Source organism: Phenylobacterium sp. (assembly GCF_022402485.1).
Classification (GTDB): Bacteria; Pseudomonadota; Alphaproteobacteria; order Caulobacterales; family Caulobacteraceae; genus Phenylobacterium.
In genome coordinates this window covers 30,467-42,769 of record NZ_JAKRSA010000004.1, presented here as the reverse complement: position 1 = coordinate 42,769, position 12,303 = coordinate 30,467, and the positions used below count along the sequence as shown (strand labels likewise).

General features: G+C 63.7%; 11 protein-coding genes and 1 pseudogene. 5 read left to right on the top strand and 7 right to left on the bottom strand.

Going from position 1 to position 12,303, the window contains the following annotated elements; all coding sequences use genetic code 11:
* From glnA to MH112_RS00840, 5 genes and pseudogenes are all read left to right on the top strand, one after another.
* Window positions 1-465 (top strand): annotated as a pseudogene (glnA, locus tag MH112_RS00860) (glutamine synthetase); the annotation flags it as partial.
* 137 nt (window positions 466-602) lie between these two features.
* Window positions 603-2,663: a DNA topoisomerase IV subunit B gene (gene parE / locus MH112_RS00855; protein ID WP_296562748.1), complete on the top strand. Its 2,061-nt coding sequence runs from the start codon at window positions 603-605 to the stop codon at window positions 2,661-2,663.
* A 278-nt stretch (window positions 2,664-2,941) separates the two neighbouring features.
* Window positions 2,942-4,573, top strand: coding sequence for a DEAD/DEAH box helicase (locus MH112_RS00850; protein WP_296562746.1), 1,632 nt, complete (start codon window positions 2,942-2,944; stop codon window positions 4,571-4,573).
* A gap of 120 nt (window positions 4,574-4,693) precedes the next feature.
* Window positions 4,694-5,749 carry a diguanylate cyclase gene (locus tag MH112_RS00845; protein ID WP_296562743.1) on the top strand — a complete coding sequence of 352 codons (1,056 nt, stop codon included), beginning with the start codon at window positions 4,694-4,696 and terminating at the stop codon, window positions 5,747-5,749.
* An 82-nt stretch (window positions 5,750-5,831) separates the two neighbouring features.
* Window positions 5,832-6,629: an enoyl-CoA hydratase/isomerase gene (locus tag MH112_RS00840; protein ID WP_296562741.1), complete on the top strand. Its 798-nt coding sequence runs from the start codon at window positions 5,832-5,834 to the stop codon at window positions 6,627-6,629.
* A 20-nt stretch (window positions 6,630-6,649) separates the two neighbouring features.
* On the opposite strand, the gene MH112_RS00835 is transcribed toward MH112_RS00840, so the two are convergent.
* From MH112_RS00835 to sufB, 7 genes are read right to left on the bottom strand one after another with little or no spacing between them, the layout of a single operon-like run.
* Window positions 6,650-7,051, bottom strand: a complete 402-nt coding sequence (locus tag MH112_RS00835; RefSeq protein WP_296562739.1) for an iron-sulfur cluster assembly accessory protein — start codon at window positions 7,049-7,051, stop codon at window positions 6,650-6,652.
* A 15-nt stretch (window positions 7,052-7,066) separates the two neighbouring features.
* Window positions 7,067-7,426: an SUF system Fe-S cluster assembly protein gene (locus MH112_RS00830; protein WP_296562737.1), complete on the bottom strand. Its 360-nt coding sequence runs from the start codon at window positions 7,424-7,426 to the stop codon at window positions 7,067-7,069.
* A gap of 5 nt (window positions 7,427-7,431) precedes the next feature.
* The gene (locus MH112_RS00825; RefSeq protein ID WP_296562735.1) at window positions 7,432-8,646 is read right to left on the bottom strand and encodes a cysteine desulfurase; all 1,215 of its coding nucleotides are present in this window, start codon (window positions 8,644-8,646) and stop codon (window positions 7,432-7,434) included.
* The gene (sufD, locus tag MH112_RS00820) at window positions 8,646-9,683 is read right to left on the bottom strand and encodes a Fe-S cluster assembly protein SufD (protein WP_296562733.1); all 1,038 of its coding nucleotides are present in this window, start codon (window positions 9,681-9,683) and stop codon (window positions 8,646-8,648) included. Before sufD ends, MH112_RS00825 begins: the two co-directional genes overlap by 1 nt.
* Window positions 9,680-10,426, bottom strand: coding sequence for a Fe-S cluster assembly ATPase SufC (gene sufC / locus MH112_RS00815; protein WP_296562750.1), 747 nt, complete (start codon window positions 10,424-10,426; stop codon window positions 9,680-9,682). Before sufC ends, sufD begins: the two co-directional genes overlap by 4 nt.
* Window positions 10,427-10,428: 2 nt before the next feature.
* Complete coding sequence (locus MH112_RS00810) at window positions 10,429-10,797, bottom strand: hypothetical protein (protein ID WP_296562731.1); 369 nt, start codon at window positions 10,795-10,797, stop codon at window positions 10,429-10,431.
* A 26-nt stretch (window positions 10,798-10,823) separates the two neighbouring features.
* On the bottom strand, window positions 10,824-12,293 hold the full coding sequence (gene sufB, locus MH112_RS00805; RefSeq protein WP_296562729.1) for a Fe-S cluster assembly protein SufB: 1,470 nt from the start codon (window positions 12,291-12,293) through the stop codon (window positions 10,824-10,826).
* Between the last annotated feature and the right edge of the window lie 10 nt (window positions 12,294-12,303).

The window sequence follows — 12,303 nt, the reverse complement described above, 5'->3', positions numbered from 1 at the left end:
ACCACCAACAGCTACAAGCGCCTGGTGCCCGGCTACGAAGCCCCGGTGAAGCTGGCCTATTCCTCACGTAACCGCTCGGCCTCCATCCGCATCCCGCATGTGGACTCGCCGAAGGCCAAGCGCATCGAGGCCCGCTTCCCTGACCCGATGGGCAACCCGTACCTGACCTTTGTGGCCCTGCTGATGGCCGGCCTCGACGGGATCGAGAACAAGATCGATCCGGGTCCGGCCATGGACAAGAACCTCTATGACCTGCCGCCGCGGGAACAGAAGAAGGTTCCGGAAGTCTGCGGCTCGCTGCGCGAAGCCCTGGAGAACCTCGACAAGGATCGCGCCTTCCTGAAGAAGGGCGGCGTGATGGACGACGACTTCATCGATGGCTACATTGAGCTGAAGATGGAAGAGGTGATGCGCCTGCAACTGCATCCGCACCCGGTCGAATTCGAAATGTATTACAAGTGCTAAACCTCATAACCTGAGGCGCATGGAGCGGGGCCGCAGCATCAGCTGCGGCCCTTTTTCTGTCTCACCCCCATCGGATTGATTTGTCTCGCCGCCCGATCGATACCGGGCGCTTCCGAATCGCCTCAGCTTCCGAGCCAATGTCCAAGGCCCCTCCCCAAGCCTCCCTGTTCGATGACGCATTGAACCCGCCGGCCGCTCCGCCGCTCGCGCAGAGCGCTGCCCCGCAGACGGGCTTGTCCCGTAATGCGGCCGAGCCCTCGGCAGCAGGGGGTTACTCGGCCAAGGACATTGAGGTCCTTGAGGGGCTTGAGCCGGTACGCAAGCGCCCGGGCATGTACATCGGCGGCACCGACGAGCGCGCCCTGCACCACTTGTTTGCCGAAGTGCTCGACAACGCCATGGACGAAGCTGTGGCTGGCCACGCCAAGTTCATCGAAGTGAACCTCGATGCCGACGGCTATCTCAGCGTCAAGGACGATGGCCGGGGCATCCCCGTCGACCCCCACCCCAAGCACCCGGGCAAGTCAGCCCTGGAAGTCATCATGACGGTGCTGCACTCCGGCGGAAAGTTCTCCGGCAAGGCCTATGAAACCTCCGGTGGCCTGCATGGCGTGGGGGTTTCAGTGGTCAACGCCCTCTCTGAAAAGGTCGAGGTCACCGCCTGGAAGGACGGGTTTGAGTGGCGCCAGGACTTTGCGCGCGGCAAGCCCCTGGGGCCCATCGAAAAAGGCCAGGCCAGCCGCAAACACGGCACCATGATCCGCTTCCTGCCTGACCCGCAGATCTTTGGGGAGGGTGCCGCGTTCAAGCCGGCGCGGCTCTACCGGATGGCCCGGTCCAAGGCGTATCTGTTCGGCGGGGTAGAGATCCGCTGGAAGTGCGACGCCGCCCGCATCCAGGATCAGACCCCAGCAGAGGCGGTCTTCCGGTTCCCCAACGGCCTGGCGGACTATCTGGCCGAACAGGTTGAAAAGCTTGAGACCGTCACACCAGAGCCCTTCGCAGGACGTTTCAGCCGCCAGGGCGAGGCCGGGGCTGTGGAATGGGCCATCACCTGGACCGCCGACGGGTTCGGTGAAGCTGACGGCTTCATGCGGTCCTACTGCAACACGGTGCCAACGCCTGAGGGTGGCACCCACGAGGCAGGTCTCCGCGCCGCCCTCACCCGGGGCCTCAAGGCCTATGCCGAACTGACTCACGAGAAGCGCGGCGCACTCATCACCGCCGAGGATGTCGTCGCCCAGGCCGGTGCCTTGATCAGCGTGTTCGTGAAAAACCCGGAGTTCCAGGGCCAGACCAAGGAGCGGCTGTCCTCAAGCGACGCCCAGCGCCTGGTGGAAGCTGCCCTCCGCGACCCCTTCGACCACTGGCTGACCGCCCAGCCCAAAGCCGCCAGCACCCTTTTGGCCTTTGTCATTGAGCGGGCGGAGGAGCGGCTGAAGCGGCGCAAGGACCGGGACGTGGCCCGGGCCTCGGCCACCCGCAAACTGCGCCTGCCGGGCAAGCTGGCCGACTGCGCCATCCAGGCGTCGGACGGAACTGAACTGTTCCTGGTGGAGGGTGACTCGGCGGGTGGGTCAGCCAAGCAGGCCAGGGACCGTCGGACACAGGCCATTTTGCCCTTGCGCGGCAAGATCCTGAACGTGGCCTCTGCCGGCGCTGACAAGCTGGGTGCCAACAAGGAGCTCAGCGATCTGATGCTGGCCCTGGGTGTACAGCCCGGTGCCAAGTTCAGGGAAGAGGACCTGCGCTACGAGCGCATCGTGATCATGACCGATGCCGATGTGGACGGTGCCCACATCGCCTCCCTGCTGATCACGTTCTTCTATCGCACCATGCCCGGCCTGATCCGAGCGGGACGGCTGTTTCTCGCCCTGCCCCCGCTCTATCGCCTGAGCCATGGGGGAAAGACGATCTATGCCCGGGACGACGCGCACCGTGAGGAGCTCCTGGCCACTGTGTTCAAGGGCAAGAAGCCTGAGATCGGTCGGTTCAAGGGTCTGGGTGAGATGATGCCTGCTCAGCTCAAGGAGACCACCATGGATCCTGCAAAACGGATCTTGGCGCGGGTCACCCTTCCGCGCTCTGAAGAGGCGGTGATCGACCTTGTGGAAGCCCTGATGGGCCGAAAGGCTGAGCTGCGATTCCGCTTCATCCAAGACAATGCGGAATTCGCCACCGATGATCTCGACGTCTGATCGCGACCGACAGACACATCGCATGTGCGTTTTCACCGCCATCGCCGATGGCCGACACTAGGTTTGGGCTGCAATTCAGCGATCAGCTGATTCCAACTGACGCTGTTGTGCTCTGAGAACGCGCCTGGCGAACAATCGGTTGGCCAGAGCCATGCCGCGGTGCCTCATGCGTTGACTTGAATCCGCTTACGCCTATGTTCCGCGGCGCGCCTCGATAACGACGCGCTTGCCGATCCGCGGCGCGAGGTTCGCGTCTGCCGATCTTGATTAGCCGCTGAATGATTGAATTTGCTTCTCTGGGCCTGTCGGAATCGACGCTCAAGGCCATAGCCGAAACCGGCTACACCACCGCCACACCGATCCAGGAGGCGGCGATCCCTGTCGCCCTTGCCGGCCGAGACGTGCTGGGCATTGCTCAGACCGGAACTGGCAAGACAGCGGCCTTCACCCTGCCGATGATCGACAGGCTGGCGGCGGGCCGCTCCAAGGCGCGGATGCCCAGGGCCCTGGTGATCGCCCCGACCCGGGAGCTGGCCGATCAGGTCTCCTCGTCTTTCGAACGCTATGCAAAGTACCACAAGCTAAGCTGGGCTCTGCTGATTGGCGGCGTGTCCTTCGGTGATCAGGAAGCCAAGCTTGATCGTGGCGTCGACGTACTGATCGCCACACCGGGCCGACTTCTTGACCATTTCGAGCGCGGCAAGCTGCTGCTCACCGGCGTTCAGATGCTGGTGGTCGATGAGGCTGATCGCATGCTCGACATGGGGTTCATCCCCGACATCGAGCGCATCTTCAAAATGACGCCGCCCAAGCGGCAGGTGCTGTTCTTCTCGGCCACCATGCCGCCCGAGATCACGCGCCTGACCAAGCAGTTCCTCAATGATCCCACCCGGATCGAGGCGAGCCGTCCGGCCACCACAGCTGAGACCATTACCCAGTACATCACTGAGCTGCCGGTCTCTGATTCCAAGGCCAAGCGGGCAGCCCTGCGGGCCCTGGCTGAGCGGGCTGACGTGAAGAACGGCATCGTGTTCTGCAACCGCAAGACCGAAGTCGACATTGTCGCCAAGTCTCTCAAGAGCCATGGCTTTGATGCCTCGCCAATCCACGGCGACCTGGACCAGGCCACCCGGACGCGAACGCTGGAGAGCTTCCGCAAGGGTGAACTCAAGCTGCTGGTCGCATCTGACGTCGCAGCGCGCGGCCTGGACATCCCGGCCGTCAGTCATGTCTTCAACTACGATGTCCCCCACCACGCAGACGACTATGTCCACCGGATCGGACGGACAGGTCGGGCTGGCCGGACGGGCGAGACCTATATGATCGTCACCCCAGCGGACTCCAAGTCACTGGACAAGGTGCTGAAGCTGATCGGGCAGACGCCGAAAATGGCGCCGCTGGACCTGGATTGGGCCAGTCTGGTTGATGAACGTGGCCGCAGTGGTGGTCGCGGTGCCAGCAGCCGCGATGGTCGCCGTGGAGAGTCACGCGCTCCAACCCGTGGCCGCCGACCGGCCCGCAGCGATGGAGACGCTCCGGTCCAGCCCGTCGAAGACGTTGTTGCCGCCGAGGTCTCTGAACCCTCCGCTCCGCCTCCAGCGCCTGCACCGGCACCGGCTGGCGCGCAGCAGGAGGACCGCCCCCGGGCCCGCAGCCGCGGCCGCACCCGTGCGCGCGCTGAGGCTGCGCCCCCCGTCCCGGTAGAGGCCGCGCCCGTGGCGACGCCCGCCGCGACGGAGTCGAGATCGGACCCTGAGGCCATGCCCCGTCGGGCCTCACGGCAGACCGAGCGGCCGATCCGCGGGGTAAAGGTCCGCGACGAGGGTGATGACCATCGCAACGGTGTGCGTGGATTTGGTGGCGACACCCCGGCCTTCCTGCTGCGTCCAACCCCGACCCGAGACGATTAAAACCGCTGCACACGGCATCGCCTTAACGGCTCGTTTGGCTCTCCCCCCTAACATGACCGTCGTTATGCAGGGGTTCGCCGCCGCACCGGCAAACGGTCGTGCGGGTAGGAAAGTCATTCAATGTACCATGAACTCGAGATCAGGCTTAGAGGCCCTGAGGGCTTCGGTTTGGCCCGTCGGGCCATCGAGGACATGGAAAAGCGAGGGATTTGGCCGACATCGGTCAATTTCGAGCTTTGGATGCACTTTTTGGCCGACACGGACGGTGCCCTGGCCCGGGAGATCGCTAGACTGCTTGCGGCGGGGACAGCGTTCACCGATCAGGTCAGCGAAGATCTGGCCGCCACCTATCTGCCCAAGGCCCGTCTGAACGATCAGATCCGCGACACCGGCGATCAATTGAGCCGTGAGTTGGCATCAGTTTCCGCGGCCATCGACTCCGCCAAGCAGTCCAGCAAGGCCTACGGCCTGACCTTGGCCTCTGCTAGCCAGTCCCTTGCCGCCGAGAAGGATGTGGCCAGCCTGGAGGCCACCGTGCAGACCCTCGCAGGGGCCACCAAGCGCGTCCAGCTGGAGAACCAGTCCCTGGAGAAGCGCCTGAGCGAATCCAGCAGCGAGGTCGCCCGCCTGCGTGAGCATCTGGAGCTGGTACGCCGGGAGGCCACAACGGACGGCCTCACCAATTTGGCGAACCGTAAGGCCTTTGACGAGGCGCTGGAGCAAGCCCGTAATGAGGCCGAAGCCAACCGTGGGACATTGTCCCTGGCCTTGATCGATATCGACCACTTCAAGAGCTTCAACGACACCTGGGGGCACCAGACCGGCGATCAGGTGCTTCGCTATGTGGCTAGCGTGATTGGTCGCGTTGGGGCCACCCCCCGGTTTGCGGCCCGTTATGGCGGCGAGGAATTCGCCATTATCTGCCCCGGCGAGGCCCAGGTTGCGGTCACAGCGGCCCTTGAAGAAATCCGGTTGGAGATTGGGTCACGGGTCCTGAAGCGCCGGTCCACAAATGAGGATCTGGGCAATATCACAGTCTCAGCTGGCTTCGCCGTGCGCCATCCAGGAGAGTCGGCCCATAGCCTGATGGAACGGGCCGATGCGGCACTCTATGCGTCCAAGCACGGGGGCCGTAACAGGGTCAGCATGGCCGAACCCCTGTCCGATGCCGCCTGAGGAATGCCTCTGGGTCATTCCCTCCTTGGTTGACGCAACGTAGGTTCCTTCAGGATCGCGCAAACGCACGAGAGGAGCCCCCATGGCCTACAAGAAGATCAAGACCTCGGTCAGCGAGGGTGTCGCGGTCATCACTCTGTGCGATCCCGCCACGCTGAATGCAGCGGGTCTCGACCTGGTGGCTGAATTGGATGAGGCGATGGCCGGTTTTGCCGAGCCGGAGTCCGGCGTTCGCTGCGTTGTCATCACCGGTGAAGGTCCCGGATTCTGTTCCGGTGCCAATCTGAGCGGTCGGGGTGAAGCCGTCGATGGAGCTGCCCCTGTGCGAGATTCGGGGAGCGCCCTGGAAACCGTCTACAATCCTTTCGTTACGCGGATGCGGAACTATCCCATTCCGATTGTCACCGCTGTAAACGGCGCGGCGGCCGGGATCGGGTGCTCCATGGCGTTGATGGGCGATCTGATCGTCGCCGGCGAAAGCGCCTATTTCCTCCAGGCCTTCCGTCGCATCGGCCTCGTGCCCGATGGCGGCGCGACCTACATGCTCAGTCGTCTGGTGGGCAAGGCCCGGGCGATGGAGCTGACGCTGCTGGGAGAGAAACTGCCTGCCGCTACGGCCCTGGAGTGGGGCCTGATCAACCGCTGCGTTCCCGACGCAGAGCTCATGAGCACCGCAATGTCCCTGGCCCAGGCCTTGGCCACTGGCCCCAAGGCCCTGAGTTACATCCGAAAGCTGGTCTGGGACGGCCTGGACGCCGAGTGGGCTGAACAGCTGCATGCCGAGCGTGTGGTACAGCGTGAAGCGGGCATGACCGATGACTCCCGTGAGGGAGTCCTCGCCTTCCTGCAGAAGCGCCCTGCCCAGTTCCAGGGGCGCTGAACCTAAGAACCTTTCAGGGACTAAGCCTCGTCTGCGGCCTGCGGCACTATGGTGACGCTCTCGCCGCAGCCGCAGGCGTCGGTCTCATTGGGATTGCGGAACACGAACTTCGAAGAGAGCGCGCTCGTCTCATAGTCGACGACGGTGCCGATGAGGAACAGCACCGCCTTGGGCTCCACAAGGATGGTGACCTCCTTGTCCTGCACGACCTCGTCCATGGGATTGGCCGTTTCGGCATATTCCAGGACATATTCCTGGCCTGCGCAGCCACCGTTCTTCACCCCCACCCGCAGGCCGGCATAGGGCTTTTCCGCCCGGGCCATGATCTCACGGACCCGTTCGGCCGCCGCGTCGGTCAAGGACACGACCTGAGGCCTGGGTCGGCGGGCGCGGGGTGCCGGGGCAAGATTGATGTGTTCCATGATGAGGATATGGGCTCAGAACATGTTGAGTTGAAGCTTGGCTTCGTCGGACATCCGCGAAGGATCCCATGGCGGGTCGAACACCAGCTCGACGGTGCAGGACCGGATGTCGCTGATCTCTAGGACCGCATCACGTACCCAGCCCGGCATCTCTCCGGCCACAGGGCAGCCTGGCGCGGTCAGGGTCATGTCAATGGCCACGTCCTTGTCGTCCGAGACATCGACCTTGTAGATCAGGCCTAGCTCATAGATGTCGACGGGGATTTCCGGGTCAAAGACCGACTTGAGCTTCTCGATCAGCTGATCGGTCAGCCGGTCCAGCTCTGCCTGAGGCAGGGCCGTGGCGGCGGCGGTGTTGGCGGGGGCGTCATCCATGGCGTTCACGCGAAAAAAGTCTGAGTCTTGAAGAGGGCTTCAGCAAAGGCGTCCGCCTCAGCCTCGGTGTTGTAGAGGCCAAAGGAGGCCCGGGCGCTGGACGTCAGGCCAAACCGATGCATAAGGGGTTCAGCGCAGTGGGCACCGGCACGCACTGCAATCCCATAGCGGTCCAGGATCTGAGCCACGTCATGGGCATGGGCCCCCTCCATGGTGAAAGACAAAATGGCGCCCTTGCCGGGGGCCTCGCCGATCACCCGGAGCCAGTTGGCGCCGGACAGCCTGTCAATGACGCGGGCATAGAGGCTAGCCTCGTGGGCCGCGATGGCGGCGCGGTCGAGGCCGTTCAGCCATTCGATCGCCGCCCCGAGGCCAATCGCCTCCAGGATCGCCGGGGTCCCCGCCTCAAACCTGTGCGGCGGATCAGCATAGGTCACGGTCTCCTCGGAGACCTGGGCAATCATCTCACCGCCCCCCTGATAGGGCGGCAGAACGGCGAGGCGCTCGCGCTTGCCATAGAGCACGCCGATGCCGGTGGGCCCATAGAGCTTGTGCCCTGAAAAGACGTAGAAATCCGCGTCCAAGGCCTTCACATCGACCGTCTCATGCACGATCGCCTGACAGCCATCTACCAGGGTCAGGGCACCGGCCGCACGGGCCATGGCGATGATCTCGGCCGCAGGATTGATTGTCCCCAGCACGTTGGACATGTGGCTGAAGGCGACAACCCGCGTGCGCGGCCCAATCATCTGGGCAAGGGCGTCCATATCAAGGAGCCCCAAGTCCGTGACCGGGGCAAACCGCAGCACTAACCCGAGGCGCTCGCGCAGGAAGTGCCAGGGAACGATATTGGCATGGTGCTCCATCTGGGTGAGCAGGATCTCATCACCGGCCTGGAGCCCTGCCCCTAGACCTGCCGCCACCAGATTGATCGCTTCAGTCGCGCCCTTGGTGAACACCACCTCGTCAGTTTCGGCGCCGATGAACCGGGCTACCGAAATACGCGCCTGTTCGAAGGCCTCGGTCGTCTCATTGGCCAGGGTGTGCAAGCCACGGTGGACATTGGCGTAGGAGCCCTCCATCGCCTCACTCATGGCGGCGATCACAGCCCTGGGCTTCTGGGCCGAGGCAGCGGAGTCCAGATAGATCAAGGGCTTCCCATTCACCTGCCGCTGCAGGATGGGGAACGCGCTCCGCACGGCCTCAACATCGAAGGCCATCAGCCGACCTGCCGATCAGCCGCCCAGGCATGGGCGATCTCCCGGGCACCGTCATGCTCAATCCGGTCGATGACCTCACCAATGAAGGCTTCGGTGAGCAGGGCCTTGGCCACGGCCTCGGGCATGCCCCTCTGCTGGGCATAGAACAGGGCGTCCTCGTCGAGGGCCCCGACGGTGGCCCCATGGGCGCAGGCCACATCATCGGCAAAGATCAGCAGCTCGGGCTTGGCGTTCACCTCTGCCCGGTCCGACAGGAGCAGAGCATGGTGGCCCATCCGGGCGTCGGTACGGTCAGCGCCCGGGCTCACCGTGATCCGGCCCTGGAACACCCCACGCCCTTGGTCGGCGACAACACCCTTGATCAGCTGCCCGGTGACCCCATCGGTACCCCCGTGGGTGACGGCGGTGGTCAGGTCGGCGTGACGGCGTCCGCTGACCAGATAAGCACCGTCCATCCGCACCTTGGCCGCCTGCCCCGGATGCTCCACCCGGGTCTCCAGCCGCTGACGCCGGGCCCCATGGGTGAGGATCGTCTGGCAAAACTCGGCCCCTGCCTCCAGGCGAACCTCTGCCGTACTGACGCTGATGGCCTCGGCCTCATCATCAGCCAGGACGATGCGCTCCAGCCGGGCCCCGGTGCTGAGCGAGACCGACAGATGCGAGTCCGCCAGATATCCCTCAGCCTGACCTTCGTGGGTCTCCAGAAGGGTCAGTTCGGCACCACTTCCCAGCTGGATGCTCAATCGCACCGCGTGTGCTGTGCCCGGGCTGGCGGAGACCAGGCGCAACCGCAAAACCCGCCGCTGGCCGTCGCCGAGGATGAGTAAGCCCACATCCCCTTGCAGACGGCCATTGACCACCAGGAGTTCGGAGTCTCCATGACCCTCAAAGGGCCCCGCCGGGCTCGCCTCTGCCTCTGGCGAAGGCGCCGGGAGCTCGCGGATAAGACCGCGCAGGTCGGTCCAACGCCAATCTTCGTCCCGTCGACTGGGCAGTTGCGCCAGGTCACGCGCCTCAAGGGCCAGAGAGAGGGTCAAGCGGCCCTCGCATACTTGTCATAGCCGTCACGCTCGAGTTCCAGCGCGAGCTCTGGCCCGCCGCTTGCCGCAATCCGGCCCGCTGCCAGGACATGCACCCGGTCAGGCCGGATATAGTCCAGCAGGCGCTGATAATGGGTGATCACCAGCATGGCCCGGTCGGGACTACGCAGGGCGTTCACTCCGTCGGCGACGATCTTCAGAGCGTCGATATCCAGGCCTGAATCGGTCTCATCAAGTATCAGCAAACGCGGAGAAAGCATCGCCATTTGAAAGATTTCCATGCGCTTCTTCTCACCGCCGGAGAAGCCCACATTCAGCGGCCGCTTGAGCATGTCGAAGTCCATCTTCAACTGCTTGGCCACCTCACGGGCGCGCTTGAGGAAGTCGGTGGCGCTGACCTCGGGCTCACCACGCGCCTTATGTTGCGCATTGAGTGCGGTGCGCAGGAAGGTCATGGCCGGCACCCCGGGAATCTCAAGGGGGTACTGGAACGACAGAAACACGCCGCGGGCGGCACGTTCATGGGCCTCCAGGGCGAGCAGATCCTCGCCGTCCAAGGTGGCCGTCCCTTCCGTGACCTCATAGCCCTGACGGCCGGTCAGCACATAGGACAGGGTCGACTTGCCCGCCCCGTTCGGCCCCATGATCGCATGGACTTCCCCCGCCGGCAGCTCAAGGCTCAGCCCCTTGAGGATCTCGGCAGCCTCGACGCGGGCATGAAGATTTGTGATCGACAGCATCATTAGGTCTCGTCAGCCAGAAACTGAGCCATGATCAGCAGGGCGTCCTCGACGCTGGCGGCAAACTGCTGCTTCCGCGGCGCGGCCGAGGTCGTGGCATTGCGTTTGTCAGCGGAGGTAACGCTCACCTCACCGTTCTCAAAATAGGCGGCAATCCGGTAGTCTGCGTGATCCAGGCTCACGGTATAGCGGCGACGCTCCAGCCGCAGACCGCGACTGACCAGGAACTCACGGTCAGCCCCCAGGGCCGTTTCAAGCCCTTCGGCCCGGGCTAGATCCTCGGCCTGCCGTTGCAACTCGGCGGCCTCCCGAGCCAGCCGCTCAGCCTCCCGACGGGCATGTTCAGCTTCAAAAGCGGCTTTCAGGGTCATCAATGGGGTCCGAACTTGATCCTGGGTCATCCAACGGACCCTTCGAGAGAAATGGCGACGAGCTTCTGGGCTTCCACAGCGAACTCCATAGGCAGCTCCTGCAAGACGTCCTTGACGAAGCCGTTGACCAGCAACTGGACCGCTTCCTCCTGGGAGAGCCCCCGCTGCATCACATAGAACAGCTGGTCATCGGACAGACGCGTGGTGGTCGCCTCATGCTCAACCACGGTCTGGCCGTTCCGGGCCTCGATATAAGGAACGGTATGGGCCGCGCAGGTCTTGCCGATCAGGAGGCTGTCGCACTGGGTGAAGTTCCGCGCGCCCTTGGCCTTCGGATGAGCAGAGACCAGACCGCGATAGGTGTTGGAGCTGCGGCCGGCCGAAATACCCTTGGAGATGATCCGCGAGCGGGTCCCCTCCCCGAGATGGATCATCTTCGTGCCGGTATCGGCCTGCTGACGCCCGTTGGTGATGGCGATGGAATAGAACTCGCCGACGCTGTCCTTCCCGCGCAGGACGCAGGATGGGTACTTCCAGGTGATGGCCGAGCCGGTCTCGACCTGCGTCCAGGAGACCTTGGAGCGGTCCCCCCGGCAGTCGGCCCGCTTGGTGACGAAGTTATAGATCCCGCCCTTTCCGGTCTCTGGATCGCCTGGGTACCAGTTCTGGACTGTGGAATATTTGATCTCCGCATCGTCCAGGGTGACCAGTTCCACGACCGCGGCGTGCAGCTGGTTTTCATCACGCATGGGGGCCGTGCAGCCCTCCAGATAGGACACATAGGCACCCGCATCGGCGATGATCAAAGTGCGCTCAAACTGTCCGCTTTCGGCGGCATTGATGCGGAAATAGGTCGACAGCTCCATCGGGCAGCGCACGCCCGGCGGCACATAGACAAAGCTGCCATCGGAAAAGACCGCGCTGTTTAAGCAGGCGAAATAGTTGTCCGAGGCCGGCACCACCGTGCCCAGGTACTTCTTCACCAGCTCAGGATGTTCGCGCACCGCTTCGCTGAACGAGCAGAAGATCACCCCGACCGCCGCCAGCTCCTTCTTGAAGGTGGTGACCACCGAAACGCTGTCGAACACCGCGTCGACGGCATATTTCGGTGCCCCTTGAACGCCGGCCAGAACCTCCTGCTCGCGCAGTGGAATGCCAAGCTTGGCGTAGGTGGCCAGGATCTCCGGGTCCACCTCATCGAGGCTCATCGGCCCGATCTTCTCCTTGGGCGCGGCGTAATAATAGGAGTCCTGGTAATCGATCTTTGGGAAGCTGACCTTGGCCCAGTCCGGCTCATCCATGGCCAGCCAGCGCTCATAGGCCGCCAGCCGCCACTCCAGCATCCATTCCGGCTCCTGCTTCTTGGCGGAGATGAAGCGAACGATGTCGGCGCTCAGGCCCTTGGGCGCAAACTCCTGGTCGATCGTGGTGACAAAGCCATGCTGGTATCGCTCCAGGGACTCCACTTGATCGACGGTCTGCTTGACAGCGGGCATTGGGTTTCCT